Here is a 15135-nt window from a genome sequence, read left to right on the forward strand (position 1 = left end):
AGGCTTAAATGATCTGCCGTACTTCGTCGAGTGTGGTGGTTCCGTAGGTCCCTAAATCCAGGGTATTACCGCTACTGTTGCGGATAACCCCCTGAACCAGCGCAAACTGAAGCGGTTGCGCCACAAGCTGCGTACTGCCGTTGCTGGCGGCGATCGCGACGTTATAGGAACCGTTTGGCGCGCTTGTGCCATCCTCCAACGTACCGTCCCAGGTAAAGGTATGAACGCCAGCCTTCAGCTCGCCGATATTGATCGTACGCACCACCTTGCCGTCTTTGTCGGTAATGGTGGCGGTGACTTTATCCGCTGCCTGCTGCAACTCCACGCCAAACGGCGTCGTGGTGATGGTCGCGCCCTCTTCGGTGCCCGTACCGGCCAGAATGGTGGTGCCGGGGATCATGACGCCATGACCAATCAGGGTGCTGGCCTGTAGCGACTGGCTGTTGTCGATCTGCCCGGAAATCGCGCCCAGCGTGGTGTTCAGTTTTTCAATTCCGCTAACGGTGCTGATCTGCGCCAGTTGCGTGGTCAGCTCGTTGTTTTGCAGTGGGTTGGTCGGGTCCTGATTCTTCAACTGCGCGACCAGCAATGTCAGGAAGCTGCTTTGTAAATCACTCGCGCTGCTTCCCGTCAGCGAACTGCCACTGCTGGTGGATGCGACTCCCGAGTTGGTCGAGTCATTCATATTTACGGCAATAGACATACGCGCCTCCTTTACTGGCCTAATGTCAGCGTTTTAAGCATCATGCTTTTCACGGTATTAAGAACTTCGACGTTTGCCTGATAGCTGCGCGAGGCTGACATGGTGTTGACCATTTCACCGACCACGTCCACATTAGGCATTTTTACGTACCCGTTGGCGTCCGCCAGCGGGTTGCCAGGCTCATACACCAGTTTGTCCGGCGCCTGACTTTCAATGACGTCCGCCACTTTTACCCCACCGGTTGCCGCCCCTGGCGCCGCGTCTACCTGAAAGACCACCTGTTTAGCGCGATACGGTTGACCGTCCGGCCCGGTGACGCTATCGGCGTTCGCCAGGTTACTGGCCGCCACGTTAAGACGTTTGGACTGCGCGGTGAGCGCCGACCCGGCAATATCAAAAATGTTTAACAGCGCCACGAATTAGTTTCCTCCCTGTAGCACATTCATCATGCCTTTGATTTGTCCACCCAACACGGTGAGGCCCGTCTGGTATTTCAGACTGTTATCCGCAAACTGCGTACGCTCGCGGTCCATATCGACGGTATTGCCATCAAGGGACGGCTGGTCAGGAATACGGTAGAGCAGATCCACCGAAGGAGACGCGACGGTCTGGGCCGGAATGTGTTGTGCAGAGGTGAGCTTCAACGCGATCCCGCCGGTTTCTTCCCGGCCACGCACCATGACTTTTTTGAGTTCGCTGGCGAAATCCATATCACGCGCCTGATACCCAGGGGTGTCGGCGTTAGCGATATTGGCGGCCAACACCTCCTGGCGTTGGGCGCGCAGATTCAGCGCTTCTTGTTGAAAACGTAAGGCGGCATCGAGCTTATCGAGCATATCTCCTCCGCAAATGACAAAATTCAGCCAACAGCTTAAATCCCATCACGCGCGCGTTATCGCCGGAATAAACGCAAAATGCGTCGCTATTTGTTGCGTTGATGCTTGTGGTACGCAGGTAGAATCCTGTCATTGCTTAAACTGGCGGGAAGTGACGATGCAAACGTTAAAACGTGGAATAGCGCTGCTGGCGCTGCTGTTCAGCCCCCTGACGATGGCCCAGGATCTGAATGCCCAGTTAACGGACTGGTTTTCTCAGCGTCTGGCAGGGTTCAGCGATGACGTCGTCGTCACGATCCGCACGTCGCCCAATCTGTTGCCGAATTGCGAACAGCCCGCGCTGAGCGTAACCGGAAGTGCGAAATTATGGGGGCATGTGAACGTACTGGCGCGCTGCGCAAACGAAAAGCGCTACCTACAGGTAAATGTACAGGCAACGGGGAATTACGTTGTTGCCGCGGCCTCCGTCGCCCGTGGCGGTGCGCTTGGCCCGGCTAACATCACGCTAAAACGCGGACGGCTGGATCAGCTTCCCCCGCGAACCGTCCTGGACATCAACCAGATTCAGGACGCCGTCAGCTTGCGCGACCTCGTTCCCGGGCAGCCAATACAGCTCAGTATGTTGCGCCAGGCATGGCGGATAAAAGCCGGTCAGCGCGTTCTGGTGGTGGCGAGCGGCGACGGATTTAGCGTCAATGCGGAAGGCCAGGCACTGAACAATGCCGCCGTCGCGCAAAACGCGCGCGTACGCATGTTGTCAGGCCAGGTCGTGAGTGGAACCGTCGATCCTGATGGGAATATTCTTATTAATCTATAATGAGTTAAAGATTTTGTAGTGGCTGCCGATAAATAATCAACCAATGATGATAGCTGGCTGCTACAGCGTAACCCCTCGATGAGGATAAATAAATGAGCATTGACCGTACCTCACCTTTGAAGCCCGTTAGCACTGTCCAACCGCGCGAAACCAGCGATGCGCCGGTACAAAAAGCGCGTCAGGAAAAAGCGTCAACCACGACCAGTACCAGTGTGAAGTTAAGCGATGCTCAGGCGAAACTGATGCAACCCGGCACCGGCGATATCAATATGGAGCGCGTGGAAGCCCTGAAAACGGCGATTCGTAACGGTGAGTTGAAGATGGACACCGGTAAAATTGCAGACTCGCTGATCCGCGAGGCGCAGAGCTACTTACAGAGTAAATAAGCGTATGACTCGTCTGTCAGAAATTCTGGATCATATGACGGCTGTCCTCAATGACCTGAAAAAGGTGATGGATGCCGAGCAGCAGCAGCTCTCCGTAGGTCACATTAACGGTAGCCAGTTACAGCGTATTACAGAAGAAAAAAGCTCTTTACTGGCGACGCTGGATTATCTGGAGCAGCAGCGCCGTCTTGAACAAGATGCGCAGCGTAACGTTAATGATGATGTCGCCAGACGCTGGCAGGCGATTACGGAAAAAACGCAGCATTTACGCGATCTCAACCAACATAATGGTTGGCTGCTGGAAGGGCAGATTGAACGGAATCATCAGGCGCTCGACATGCTGAAACCGCATCAGGAACCGACGCTGTATGGCGCGAACGGTCAAACCGCCTCTCCCCACCGTGGCGGGAAAAAAATCTCTATCTGATTGCCGGATGGCGGCTACGCCTTATCCGGCCTACACGATCACAGAACAACTCGTATGCCCGGTAAGCGGCAGCGCCACCGGGCGATTTGCCGGATAGAGGCTCTATGCCGTCCGGCGAGTAAATTCCTTCACTTTAAAGCCCAACACCGCCAGCGCGGCGAAATAGGCGGCAATCCCCACAACCACAACCGCCATCAGTCGGGCCAGACGCCACAGCATCGTCCCTTCTGACCACTCAGGCATAATATGCAACATGCCAACCAGCGCGGCGGACATCACCAGCACGGAAATCACCAGGCGGGTCAGGAACCACGTCCAGCCCGGCTGCGGAGTAAAGATTTTCTGTTTGCGCAGTTGCCAGTACAGCAGCGACGCATTCAGACACGCCGCCAGACCAATAGACAGCGACAGACCGGCATGCTTCAACGGCCCGATAAACGCCAGGTTCATCAACTGAGTCATGATCAGCGTCACAATGGCGATTCTGACCGGCGTTTTGATATCCTGGCGCGAGTAAAATCCCGGAGCCAAAACTTTCACCACAATTAAGCCGATCAGACCAACGGAATAGGCCACCAGCGCGCGCTGGGTCATCGACGCATCAAAGGCGGTGAACTTGCCGTACTGGAACAGCGATACCGTCAGCGGTTTGGCCAGAATGCCCAGCGCGACGGCGCTCGGCAATGCCAGCAGAAAACACAGACGCAGCCCCCAGTCCATCAGACGGCAATACTCATCATGATTGCCGCTGGCAAAACTTTTAGACAGTGAAGGCAGCAAAATGGTGCCTAGCGCCACGCCCAGAACTCCTGACGGGAACTCCATCAGTCGGTCAGCATAATACATCCAGGAAACCGAACCGGAAGCCAGAAACGAGGCGAAAATGGTGTTGATGATCAGAGATATCTGGCTTACCGAAACGCCGAGGATCGCCGGGCCCATTTGCTTCACAACGCGCATCGCGCCTGCGTCACGAAAATTGATGCGCGGCAATACCAGCATCCCAATTTTCTTCAGATGAGGAAGCTGGTAAACCAGTTGCAGCACGCCGCCCACCGTCACCGCCCAGGCCAGCGCCAGTACGGGAGGATTAAAATACGGCGCGGCAAACAGCGCAAAGCCGATCATACTGATGTTCAGAAATGTGGGCGCAAACGCAGGAATCGAGAAACGGTTCCAGGTGTTGAGGATCGCGCCCACCAGCGAGGCCAGCGAAATCAGCAGAATATACGGAAAGGTGATTTGCAGCAGTTTGGTGGTCAGGGCGAATTTATCAGCGGTATCGGCAAAACCCGGCGCGGTTACCATGATCACCCACGGCGCGGCGAGCATACCGGCCACCGTCACTACGGCTAACGCCAGGGTCAGCAGGCCGGAGACATAGGCGACAAAAACCCGGGTCGCCTCTTCGCCCTGCTTGCTCTTGTATTCTGCAAGGATCGGCACAAACGCCTGGGAAAATGCCCCTTCGGCAAAAATGCGCCGCAACAGATTCGGTAACTTGAATGCCACGAAAAAGGCGTCGGTCGCCATCCCTGCGCCAAAAATTCTGGCGACAATCGCGTCACGCGCAAAACCAAGCACGCGCGAAAACATGGTCATCGAGCTGACGGCAGCCAGCGATTTTAATAAATTCATCAGTGTTGTATTCCAGACCCTGGAGCAAAACCCTTGCATGGCCGACCGCAGGCCGGATAAAGGCGTTTACGCCGCCATCCGGCAATATCGTTGTGCCTGATAACCACGTACAAACGTCTTATCAGGCCGACAGAACGATCCACGGTTTGCCATCATTCTCTGTCAGAAAGAGGTGTTATTTTGAGTTGGCATATAGTACCTGGATTATGATGAATTACTACAGCCAGATGTTACAGGGCGTTATTCGCTCATTGCCTCGCGCCAGAGTTTCTCTACGACGCGCTGCGCCAGAATCGCCTGTTCGCCCGCCGTTTCAGGAACCGTCTGATTTTGCACGCATTCAATAAAATGACGGGCGCATCCGGCAAATCCACGTTGTTCCTGGGTTGTCTGCCAGCCCGGAATGGGTTTATGCACCACGCCCTGACCGCGTTCCTCGCGCCATTCGCGCATGTCCATCACGTCAAACAGGCCACCGTCCGTCACCGCCTGCACACATTCACGCTGACTCCCGGCGCGACGGTGCATACTGGTGGTAATTTGCAACTGATCCGCCGAAAAATAGTGCTCGGCATACAGCATCTCGCCAAGATCGTTGGTCTGCAACGTGCCGCCGTTCAGTTGCGCCTTGCCGTCCGTCAGCCACAGCGCGGTGTCCACAACGTGCAGGTAGTCATCCAGCAGCGTGAAACGCAAATCATGCGGCCCGACGCTGTCCGTCCGGTGTTTATCCATACGGACAGAAGCAGCGGCGCCCAGTTGCGCTTTCAGATCGCGGTAGAGCGGAGCGAAGCGTCGGTTAAACCCGACCATTAGCGTCAAATTTTTGCGCTCGGCCAGCGCCACCAGCCGTTCCGCATCGCGCAGATTTTCCGCCAGTGGTTTATCGACGCAGACATGAACTCCGGCATTGAGCAGTTCGCTCACCACCTCATAATGCGTCGCCGTGCTGGAGTGGACGAAAATGGCGTCGCAGGTTGACGCCAGCGCTGGCAACGACTCAACGTACGGCATCCGCCAGCCTTCACAAATGCGCAGCGCCTTATCCCGCGAAGGAGACCAGGCCCCCTGTAGCGTCCAGTCGCCGGATGCGCCCAGCACGGGCAACCAGGCTTTTTGGGCGATCCCCCCTAACCCAACAACACCGATACGTAATTTTTTCACGTTAGTCTCCCAGGTGCGCCAGGAGCGAATCAAGGCGCTGTTTCAGTTCCGCGACTTCGCCTTCCAGCGCCTCAACGCGCGCATGCAGATCGCCCGACGCCGCCTGCGGCGCGTCATCAGAACTCACCGGCTCATCGACTTCGCCGCAAAACAGGTGCATATACCGGCTTTCACGCTTACCAGGTTCGCGCGCCAGGCGCACAACGTAAGGGCCATCGTCACGGGCGGCAAGCTGTTCCAGCGTCGATTCCACTTCTGCCATATCGCTGAATTCATACATGCGGGATGCACGGCTGCGCAGTTCACCTGGCGTCTGGGCGCCGCGCAGCAGCAGCGTGGCAATCAGCGCCACCTCCGCCGGACTCAGTTTAAGATTGCCAAACTCGGAGTTGCAGAAGCGCTGTTCATATTTGGTGACGCGATTGCCGAAGCCGCTCACCGTTCGCAGAAAATGGCGTTTCACTAAGTTATCAAGCTGTTCCTGCACCTCATGTTCCGATAAGTTCATTACCGGTTCACGGTTGGTTTTTTGATTGCAGGCGGTAACCACGCCGTTAACCGAGAGCGGGTACTGCTCCGGCGTTGTCACCTGTTTTTCCAGCAGGCAGCCAATCACTCGCGCTTCAGTGGCGGTTAGTTCGTATTTCATCGTCCTCTCCTTAGCGACCGGGGGTCCATTCAGTCGTCGTCAACGCCGTCAGCACATGATCGCGCCACTGTCCGTCAATCAACAGGTAATCTTTCGCATACCCTTCTTTTTCAAAGCCGAGTCGCGCCAGCAAGTCGCCGCTGCGCTTATTATGCGGCATATAGTTAGCCATAATACGGTGAATATGTTGCGTACGCTGCATATAGCGAATCGCCGAGGTTAAGGCCTCATACATCAGCCCCTGCCCCTGCCACTTTTGTGCGATGGAGTATCCCAGATAACAGGCGTGGAATGAGCCGCGCACCACGTTAGAAAAATTGGCCACGCCGATGATCTCTTTCTCTTCCGGGTCGAGCAGCGCGAAATAGAACGCTGAACCCTGTTTATGAAACTCGGCGATCATGCTCAGACGCGCCTGCCAGCCCGAAGGATAGCAGTGGCTTTCATCACGAACGGGTTCCCAGGGTTTTAAAAAATGACGATTTTCCGCGTAATAATCGGCCAGACGCCAGGCATCACGCTCATGTACTAAACGCACAACCAGACGGTCGGTTGTTAAGCGTACTTTTGGCACGTTACTGCGATAGCCAAACATTCTATACCTACTCCTTCCCGTAACGTCTTCACACCCTGATAACGTTACTATACCTGCGCCTGTACGCTCTGTGAAAAGTGCAAATCGTCATTTTTTGGCTTATTCACACATTTTGATGAAAACTCTCTATCAAGATGGACTTTTGATAAAAAAATATTGTCCCGGCAAAGGTGGGAAAAAACGCGCCGACACCGCAGAATAGAAGGTGCTCACCTTTTAAACTCAACAGAATTCAAGTTGCAGGACGGCGGCAAGCGAGTCACTCCCTGAAAGCGCACAGAAATACGTGGCCGGGGAGCGCGAACGCCGCCGACGCGCCTGCGACGTGAAGGATGACGAGTGTCTTTCCCGGGAGGGGAAATGTCGCGTGTCTCGCAGGCCAGGAACCTGGGTAAATATTTCCTGCTCATCGATAATATGCTGGTCGTATTAGGCTTTTTCGTGGTGTTTCCACTGATCTCCATTCGCTTTGTCGACCAGATGGGCTGGGCGGCATTGATGGTCGGCATTGCGCTCGGACTGCGCCAGTTCATCCAGCAAGGGCTGGGCATTTTTGGCGGCGCGATTGCCGACCGTTTTGGCGCGAAGCCAATGATTGTTACCGGGATGCTTATGCGCGCAGCCGGATTCGCGACAATGGGGATCGCCCATGAGCCCTGGCTGCTCTGGTTTTCCTGCTTTCTTTCCGGGCTTGGCGGCACCCTTTTCGATCCGCCGCGCTCTGCGCTGGTCGTCAAGCTGATTCGCCCGGAACAACGCGGTCGTTTCTTTTCGCTGTTGATGATGCAGGACAGCGCGGGCGCCGTGACTGGCGCGCTATTGGGTAGCTGGTTGTTGCAGTATGACTTTCGTCTGGTATGCGCGACGGGGGCGGTACTGTTCGTTTTGTGCGCCGCGTTTAACGCCTGGCTGCTTCCGGCGTGGAAGCTGTCAACGGTGAAAATCCCGGTACGCGAGGGCATGGGGCGCGTCATGGCGGACAAACGGTTCGTGACTTACGTACTGACCCTGGCGGGATACTACATGCTGGCCGTACAGGTGATGCTGATGCTGCCCATCATGGTCAATGACATCGCGGGATCACCGGCCGCCGTCAAGTGGATGTATGCGATCGAAGCCTGCCTCTCGCTGACGCTGCTCTACCCAATCGCCCGCTGGAGCGAGAAACGTTTTCGCCTCGAGCACCGCCTGATGGCCGGACTGCTGCTGATGTCGCTCAGTATGTTGCCTGTCGGGCTGGTCGGTAATTTACAGCAGCTCTTCACGCTCATTTGCACGTTCTATATCGGTTCGGTCATTGCAGAACCGGCGCGTGAAACGCTCAGCGCCTCGCTGTCCGATGCGCGGGCGCGCGGCAGCTATATGGGCTTCAGTCGACTGGGTTTAGCCATTGGCGGCGCGATAGGGTATATCGGCGGAGGATGGTTGTTCGATATGGGGAAAGCGCTGCAACAGCCTGAACTGCCCTGGATGATGCTTGGGGTAATCGGAATCATGACCTTTCTTGCGCTCGGCTGGCAATTCAGCCACAAACGGACGCCACGCGGCATGCTGGAGCCAGGCGCCTGATTTGATACCTGCTTTCATCTCCTCCATACTGAAAGAGAACCGACAGTTAAATGGAGGAGAAACGTGAAGCTTTATATTTACGATCACTGCCCTTTCTGCATCAAAGCCCGCATGATTTTCGGCCTGAAAAATATTCCCGTTGAGCTAAACGTCCTGGCAAACGACGACGACGCAACGCCCACCCGCATGATCGGCAAAAAAATGGCGCCCATTCTGCAAAAGGACGACAGCCGTTATCTGCCCGAAAGTATGGATATCGTCCATTATGTGGACAACCTTGACGGCAAACCCTTGCTGATCGGAAAACAGAACCCCGCGATTGATGAGTGGCTACGCAAAGTTAACGGTTACGCCAATCGCCTGCTCCTTCCGCGTTTCGCAAAATCGGCATTTGATGAGTTTTCCACGCCGTCGGCGCGGAAATACTTCACTGAGAAAAAAGAGGCCATGATTGGCGACTTTGGCGAAAATCTGGCGCATTCCAGTGGGCTCATCAAAAACATCAGCGACGATCTGCGCGCGCTGGATAAATTGATTGTGCAGCCTAATGCCGTGAACGGTGAACTGTCTGAAGACGATATTCATCTGTTCCCGTTATTACGTAACCTGACGCTGGTCGCAGGCATAAACTGGCCAACCCGGGTCGCTGATTACCGTGATAACATGGCAAAACAGACGCAAATCAACCTGTTATCGTCTATGGCCCTCTAATGTTTGTGGGTGGAGGCGCCATGCCGCCACCCTTTCAGTTTTTTCTGCTGGTGCGCGGCGTGCTGGTGCCACATGCTGCTTTGTGTCAGGATTACGACACGGGCATCATGTTGAGGAACCCCATGAAAAAGATTGTCTTTGCCGCTGCATTGTTGGTTAGCGGCCTGTTGGTTGGCTGCAACCAACTCACGCAGTACACGGTAAGCGAGCAAGAAATTAATCAGGCGCTTGAAAAACGGAATAATTTTTCCAAAGACATTGGCTTACCGGGCATCGCGGATGCGCATATTGTACTGACGAATCTCAGCAGCCAGATTGGCCGGGAAGAGCCCAACAAAGTCACGCTAACCGGTGATGCGAACCTGGATATGAGCTCCCTGTTTGGCAGCCAGAAAGCCACCATGAAACTGAAGCTGAAAGCGCTACCGGTCTTTAACAAAGAAAAAGGCGCGATTTATCTGCAAGAAATGGAAGTGGTGGATGCAACCGTAACGCCGGAAAAAATGCAATCGGTGCTGCAAACGCTGATGCCTTACCTGAATCAGTCGTTGCGTAATTATTTTAATCAGCAACCGGCCTACGTTTTGCGTGAAGACAGCAGCAAAGGCGAAGCGCTGGCGAAAAAATATGCCAAAGGCATAGAGGTTAAACCGGGCGAAATCATCATCCCGTTCACCGACTAACGCACCAGGGCGCATTTGCGCCCTTTTTTTTCGTGCAAACGAAAACGTTTCCGCTTATCCTTGGTTTCCGGCAAAAATGACTATCCCCCCAGCCGGAGCATATTAATGACTGCACCATCCCAGGTTTTAAAGATCCGCCGCCCAGACGACTGGCACGTTCACCTTCGCGATGGCGACATGTTAAAAACTGTCGTGCCTTACACCAGTGAAATTTATGGCCGCGCGATAGTGATGCCGAACCTGGCGCCGCCTGTTACGACGGTCGATGCGGCCATCGCATACCGCCAGCGCATTCTTGATGCCGTTCCTGCCGGGCATGACTTTACCCCACTGATGACCTGCTACTTAACGGATACGCTTGATCCTGATGAGCTTGAGCGCGGATTCCGCGAAGGCGTCTTTACCGCAGCAAAACTCTATCCGGCCAACGCGACCACCAACTCCAGCCACGGCGTCACCTCTGTCGATACGATCATGCCGGTACTGGAGCGCATGGAAAAACTCGGCATGCCGTTGCTGGTACACGGCGAAGTTACCCATGCTGATATCGATATTTTTGACCGCGAAGCACGGTTTATTGAAACGGTGATGGAGCCGCTGCGCCAGCGTCTGACGGCGTTGAAGGTCGTGTTTGAGCACATTACCACCAAAGATGCCGCAGAGTACGTTCGCGACGGCAACGAGCTGTTAGCCGCCACCATCACGCCACAGCATCTGCTGTTTAATCGCAACCATATGCTGGTCGGCGGCATTCGCCCGCATCTGTATTGCCTGCCGATCCTCAAACGTAACGTCCACCAGCAGGCCTTGCGTGAACTGGTTGCCAGCGGATTTAGCCGTGCCTTCCTCGGTACCGACTCCGCGCCGCACGCCCGTCATCGGAAAGAAACCAGCTGCGGCTGCGCAGGCTGCTTTAATGCCCCGACGGCGCTTGGCAGCTACGCTACGGTCTTTGAAGAGATGAACGCCCTCGCGCATTTTGAAGCGTTCTGCTCACTCAATGGGCCACGGTTCTACGGCCTGCCGGTCAATGAAACCTACGTTGAACTGGTACGCGAAGAGCAGCTCGTCCCGGAAAGCATCACGCTTGCCGATGACTCACTGGTGCCCTTCCTCGGCGGCGAGCGCGTACGCTGGTCAGTAAAATAATAAAAAAAATGTGGCCAACTGTTGTAAGCCGGAAAGGTTAACTGTATAAATACACAGTATATTCAACAGGGGGCCATTATGCGTATTGAAGTCACTATAGCGAAAACGTCACCTTTGCCTGCTGGCGCGATTGACGCGCTGGCCGGTGAACTCTCCCGCCGTATCCATCACTCTTTTCCAGATAACGCGGGCAATGTTGTCGTCCGTTATGCCGCAGCCAACAATTTGTCGGTCATTGGCGCGACAAAAGAGGATAAAGAACGCATCAGCGAAATCCTACAGGAAACCTGGGAAAGCGCGGATGACTGGTTCGTCAATGAATAAAAAATGATATGCAGTAATGTTCGTTTTTGCCGGGTCGCCCCGGCTTTTTTATTTGCGCAACTGGTCGCTTTTTAATCCATTACTCAAAATAACTGCACAACATGCCAAAAAAATATGAATAACATGCTGTTTTATTGTGCACATAATTCTTAAAAAGAAGAAATTTATTCTGTCACCCTTTAAATTTCCAGTGAATAGCCTTATTTATTGATATACTGAAGTTGCTTCAGAAAAAAACACGCATTGAACCTCGAAAACCGTTGTCTTGTAACACGTATTAGGGGGCATAATGGAAAAGAATAATGAAGTCATTCAGACTCATCCGCTTGTAGGATGGGACATCAGCACCGTTGACAGCTATGATGCGCTGATGTTGCGTTTGCACTACCAGACCCCGAATCGCCCTGACCCTGATGGGACTGAAGTTGGTCAGACGCTCTGGTTAACCACCGATGTTGCCAGACAATTTATTTCGATATTAGAAGCAGGCATCGCCAAAATTGAATCTGGCGATTACCAGGAAAATGAGTATCGCCGTCATTAACGTGACGCGACCCCTCCACCCAAAGGCACCTTAAAAGGTGCCTTTATCGTTTCATACTCTCAATAATTCCACTGACAGAAAGTCGGCCGACAAACGCGCCGACGCGACGGCAATCCGAAAGCATGACGAGTATAACTTGTATATCTCAATTCACTTATTTACCCTGCAATAATCGCGATAGCAGAGAGAAGCTGATGAAATACGACTTAATCATTATTGGCAGCGGTTCCGTCGGCGCCGCAGCCGGATATTATGCCACTCGCGCCGGACTGAAGGTTCTGATGACAGATGCCCATATGCCGCCACATCAACAGGGCAGCCATCACGGCGATACCCGGTTAATCCGTCACGCTTATGGCGAGGGTGAGAAATACGTTCCTCTGGTGCTGCGTGCGCAAACGTTATGGGAAGAGCTTTCAACGCATAATGAAGATCCCATCTTCGTTCGCTCCGGCGTCATAAACCTCGGCCCGGCGGACTCGCCATTTCTGGCGAACGTGGCGCATAGCGCACAGCAATGGCAGTTAAACGTTGAGCAACTGGATGCCGCCGCCATCATGGCGCGCTGGCCTGAAATTCGCGTCCCTGACAACTACATTGGCCTGTTCGAAACGGACTCCGGTTTTCTGCGCAGTGAACTGGCGATCAAAACCTGGGTTCGCCTTGCCGAAGAGGCTGGCTGCGCGCAGCTCTTTAACTGCCCCGTCACCGCCCTTCATCACGATAACGACGGCGTTACCGTTGAAACCGCTGACGGCGAATACCGCGCGAAGAAAGTGCTGATCAGTGCCGGTACATGGGTACAGGCGCTGGTGCCGGAACTCCCCATCCAGCCCGTTCGTAAAGTTTTTGCCTGGTATCAGGCTGACGGGCGCTACAGCATGAAAAATAACTTCCCGGCGTTCACTGGAGAACTCCCGAACGGCGATCAGTATTACGGTTTTCCCGCCGAAAACGACGCATTAAAAATAGGAAAACACAACGGTGGTCAGTTGATTCACTCACCGGAAGAGCGCAAGCCGTTTGCCGCCGTCGCCAGCGATGGTTCCGAAGCGTTCCCCTTCCTGCGCACTATCCTGCCCGGCATTGGCTGCTGCCTGAACGGCGCCGCCTGTACCTATGATAATTCCCCGGATGAAGATTTTATTATCGATACATTACCGGGACATGATAATACGCTGATCGTCACCGGTCTGAGCGGCCACGGCTTTAAGTTCGCCTCGGTATTGGGCGAGATTGCCGCCGATTTCGCGCAGGGTAAATCGCCGGCTTTTGACCTGACGCCATTCAAACTGAACCGCTTTACGCAATAATGACCCAATGGCCTCGCAAACGGGGCCGTTTCTTTTTGAGGAGTCAGGCTGTGCGTCGTATTTTTCACTATCTGATCAATAATATTCGTGAGCATTTTATGCTCTACGTTATTTTATGGTCGCTGCTGGCCATCATGGACATTATTTATATCATGTTCTTTTAATTTATTTCAGCTGACAAAAATTGACAAAACCTGAGATTACTCTAACTTTCATTGTAATAATTTGACCAATAAGAAACCTCCCGCCATCCTGCCCTGCATAGATAAAACCGCTAATCACCTCGAATCTTCTGACGCACAATGACAAATTCAATCAATTTTATTGAAATAAAAACAAATATCGCCAAGATTGTTATTTATTAGTTGCATTAATGTCTCTAACAGGTCATTTTCATTCTCTCCTGAAATATCCATTGGTGTGTTTATGCAATTCAAAAATACTCCTCAGCGCTATGGCGCCATTTCTGTATTGCTTCACTGGCTGGTCGCCATTGTTGTATACGGCATGTTTGCCCTGGGTTTATGGATGGTGACGCTCAGCTATTACGATGGCTGGTATCACCAGGCGCCGGAATTGCATAAAAGTATCGGCATCCTGCTAATGATGGGGCTGGTTATACGTGTTTTCTGGCGTTTCGTCTCACCACCGCCAAAGGCGCTGAAAAGCTATTCACGCCTGACCCGTCTGGGTGCGGCGGTGGGCCACCTTGCGCTGTATCTTCTGCTCTTCGCCATTGTGATCAGCGGCTATCTGATCTCAACCGCCGACGGCAAACCGATCAGCGTGTTTGGGTGGTTTGACGTGCCCGCCACGCTGGCCGACGCGGGCGCTCAGGCCGATCTTGCCGGTAGTCTGCACCTGTGGCTGGCCTGGAGCGTTGTGATTTTGTCTGTTCTGCATGGGCTAATGGCCCTGAAGCACCATTTCATCGATAAAGACGACACCCTGAAGCGTATGCTGGGGAGATCGTCGCCTGACTATGGAGTTGAAAAATGAAAAAAAGCCTGCTGGGACTGACTTTTGCTTCCCTGTTATTCACCACTGGTTCTGCAATCGCGGCAGACTATAAAATTGATAAAGAGGGACAACACGCCTTCGTTAACTTCCGTATCCAGCACCTGGGTTACAGCTGGCTGTACGGGACGTTCAAAGATTTCGACGGGACATTTACCTTCGATGAAAAAAATCCGGCAGCGGATAAAGTGAACGTCACCATTAACACCAACAGCGTTGATACCAACCATGCGGAGCGTGATAAGCACCTGCGTAGCGCTGATTTCCTGAACGTGGCGAAATTCCCGCAGGCGACGTTTACCTCGACCAGCGTGAAAAAAGATGGCGACGAGCTGGATATCACCGGCGACCTGACGCTCAATGGCGTCACCAAACCGGTCACGCTGGAAGCGAAGCTGATCGGCCAGGGTGACGATCCGTGGGGCGGGAAACGCGCGGGCTTTGAAGCGGAAGGTAAAATTAAGTTGAAAGACTTCAACATCACCACCGACCTCGGCCCTGCATCGCAGGAAGTCGATCTGATTATCTCGGTGGAAGGCGTACAGCAGAAGTAACGAATGCCGGATGGCGGCATTGCCTTCAGCACATATTGTAGGCCCGGTAAGCGGAG

At 53.7% G+C, this 15135-nt stretch carries 20 protein-coding genes; 13 read left to right on the top strand and 7 right to left on the bottom strand.

What is annotated here, in order from left to right; all coding sequences use genetic code 11:
* Window positions 1-4 precede the first annotated feature (4 nt).
* From flgD to flgB, 3 genes are read right to left on the bottom strand one after another with little or no spacing between them, the layout of a single operon-like run.
* Complete coding sequence (gene flgD / locus OGX81_RS16480) at window positions 5-703, bottom strand: flagellar hook assembly protein FlgD (RefSeq protein ID WP_012132846.1); 699 nt, start codon at window positions 701-703, stop codon at window positions 5-7.
* An 11-nt stretch (window positions 704-714) separates the two neighbouring features.
* On the bottom strand, window positions 715-1119 hold the full coding sequence (gene flgC, locus OGX81_RS16485) for a flagellar basal body rod protein FlgC (RefSeq protein WP_012132847.1): 405 nt from the start codon (window positions 1117-1119) through the stop codon (window positions 715-717).
* A 3-nt stretch (window positions 1120-1122) separates the two neighbouring features.
* Window positions 1123-1539: a flagellar basal body rod protein FlgB gene (gene flgB, locus OGX81_RS16490; RefSeq protein ID WP_012132848.1), complete on the bottom strand. Its 417-nt coding sequence runs from the start codon at window positions 1537-1539 to the stop codon at window positions 1123-1125.
* Window positions 1540-1696: 157 nt separating this feature from the next.
* Between flgB and flgA the strand changes: the two genes are divergently transcribed.
* From flgA to flgN, 3 genes are all read left to right on the top strand, one after another.
* Window positions 1697-2356, top strand: coding sequence for a flagellar basal body P-ring formation chaperone FlgA (flgA, locus tag OGX81_RS16495; protein WP_104868803.1), 660 nt, complete (start codon window positions 1697-1699; stop codon window positions 2354-2356).
* A gap of 92 nt (window positions 2357-2448) precedes the next feature.
* Window positions 2449-2742, top strand: a complete 294-nt coding sequence (gene flgM, locus OGX81_RS16500) for a flagellar biosynthesis anti-sigma factor FlgM (protein ID WP_058668998.1) — start codon at window positions 2449-2451, stop codon at window positions 2740-2742.
* Between the two features lie 4 nt (window positions 2743-2746).
* Window positions 2747-3169 carry a flagella biosynthesis chaperone FlgN gene (flgN, locus tag OGX81_RS16505; RefSeq protein ID WP_012132851.1) on the top strand — a complete coding sequence of 141 codons (423 nt, stop codon included), beginning with the start codon at window positions 2747-2749 and terminating at the stop codon, window positions 3167-3169.
* 102 nt (window positions 3170-3271) lie between these two features.
* Here the strand turns inward: flgN and murJ are convergent, their stop codons facing one another.
* The 4 genes from murJ to rimJ all read right to left on the bottom strand — a co-directional run bounded on the left by murJ (window position 3272) and on the right by rimJ (window position 7215).
* Complete coding sequence (gene murJ / locus OGX81_RS16510; protein ID WP_049011711.1) at window positions 3272-4807, bottom strand: murein biosynthesis integral membrane protein MurJ; 1536 nt, start codon at window positions 4805-4807, stop codon at window positions 3272-3274.
* A gap of 240 nt (window positions 4808-5047) precedes the next feature.
* Window positions 5048-5971: a Gfo/Idh/MocA family protein gene (locus OGX81_RS16515; RefSeq protein WP_104868804.1), complete on the bottom strand. Its 924-nt coding sequence runs from the start codon at window positions 5969-5971 to the stop codon at window positions 5048-5050.
* A gap of 1 nt (window position 5972) precedes the next feature.
* Window positions 5973-6620 (bottom strand): YceH family protein, encoded by a 648-nt coding sequence (locus OGX81_RS16520; RefSeq protein WP_058668996.1) that lies wholly within the window; start codon window positions 6618-6620, stop codon window positions 5973-5975.
* 10 nt (window positions 6621-6630) lie between these two features.
* Window positions 6631-7215, bottom strand: a complete 585-nt coding sequence (gene rimJ, locus OGX81_RS16525) for a ribosomal protein S5-alanine N-acetyltransferase (protein WP_024130443.1) — start codon at window positions 7213-7215, stop codon at window positions 6631-6633.
* Window positions 7216-7575: 360 nt separating this feature from the next.
* Between rimJ and mdtH the strand changes: the two genes are divergently transcribed.
* The 10 genes from mdtH (at window position 7576) to OGX81_RS16575 (ending at window position 15079) form a co-directional block, all read left to right on the top strand.
* The gene (gene mdtH / locus OGX81_RS16530; protein WP_071258238.1) at window positions 7576-8784 is read left to right on the top strand and encodes a multidrug efflux MFS transporter MdtH; all 1209 of its coding nucleotides are present in this window, start codon (window positions 7576-7578) and stop codon (window positions 8782-8784) included.
* A gap of 63 nt (window positions 8785-8847) precedes the next feature.
* Window positions 8848-9495, top strand: coding sequence for a glutaredoxin 2 (gene grxB, locus OGX81_RS16535; protein ID WP_024130444.1), 648 nt, complete (start codon window positions 8848-8850; stop codon window positions 9493-9495).
* Between the two features lie 122 nt (window positions 9496-9617).
* Window positions 9618-10178, top strand: coding sequence for a lipoprotein (locus tag OGX81_RS16540; protein ID WP_024130445.1), 561 nt, complete (start codon window positions 9618-9620; stop codon window positions 10176-10178).
* Between the two features lie 105 nt (window positions 10179-10283).
* The gene (pyrC, locus tag OGX81_RS16545; RefSeq protein ID WP_058668995.1) at window positions 10284-11327 is read left to right on the top strand and encodes a dihydroorotase; all 1044 of its coding nucleotides are present in this window, start codon (window positions 10284-10286) and stop codon (window positions 11325-11327) included.
* Between the two features lie 78 nt (window positions 11328-11405).
* Window positions 11406-11651: a DNA damage-inducible protein I gene (gene dinI / locus OGX81_RS16550; RefSeq protein WP_012132864.1), complete on the top strand. Its 246-nt coding sequence runs from the start codon at window positions 11406-11408 to the stop codon at window positions 11649-11651.
* A 289-nt stretch (window positions 11652-11940) separates the two neighbouring features.
* Window positions 11941-12195, top strand: coding sequence for a biofilm formation regulator BssS (bssS, locus tag OGX81_RS16555; protein WP_012132867.1), 255 nt, complete (start codon window positions 11941-11943; stop codon window positions 12193-12195).
* 194 nt (window positions 12196-12389) lie between these two features.
* Window positions 12390-13508: an N-methyl-L-tryptophan oxidase gene (solA, locus tag OGX81_RS16560; protein WP_058668994.1), complete on the top strand. Its 1119-nt coding sequence runs from the start codon at window positions 12390-12392 to the stop codon at window positions 13506-13508.
* Window positions 13509-13558: 50 nt separating this feature from the next.
* The gene (locus OGX81_RS16565; protein ID WP_047457560.1) at window positions 13559-13672 is read left to right on the top strand and encodes a YceO family protein; all 114 of its coding nucleotides are present in this window, start codon (window positions 13559-13561) and stop codon (window positions 13670-13672) included.
* 262 nt (window positions 13673-13934) lie between these two features.
* Complete coding sequence (locus OGX81_RS16570; RefSeq protein ID WP_012132871.1) at window positions 13935-14507, top strand: cytochrome b; 573 nt, start codon at window positions 13935-13937, stop codon at window positions 14505-14507.
* Window positions 14504-15079 carry a YceI family protein gene (locus OGX81_RS16575; RefSeq protein ID WP_012132872.1) on the top strand — a complete coding sequence of 192 codons (576 nt, stop codon included), beginning with the start codon at window positions 14504-14506 and terminating at the stop codon, window positions 15077-15079. The genes OGX81_RS16570 and OGX81_RS16575 overlap by 4 nt, the downstream gene beginning before the upstream one ends.
* Window positions 15080-15135: the final 56 nt, after the last annotated feature.

Source organism: Citrobacter sp. CK206, from assembly GCF_030333125.1.
In the GTDB taxonomy this organism is placed as follows: Bacteria; Pseudomonadota; Gammaproteobacteria; order Enterobacterales; family Enterobacteriaceae; genus Citrobacter_B; species Citrobacter_B koseri.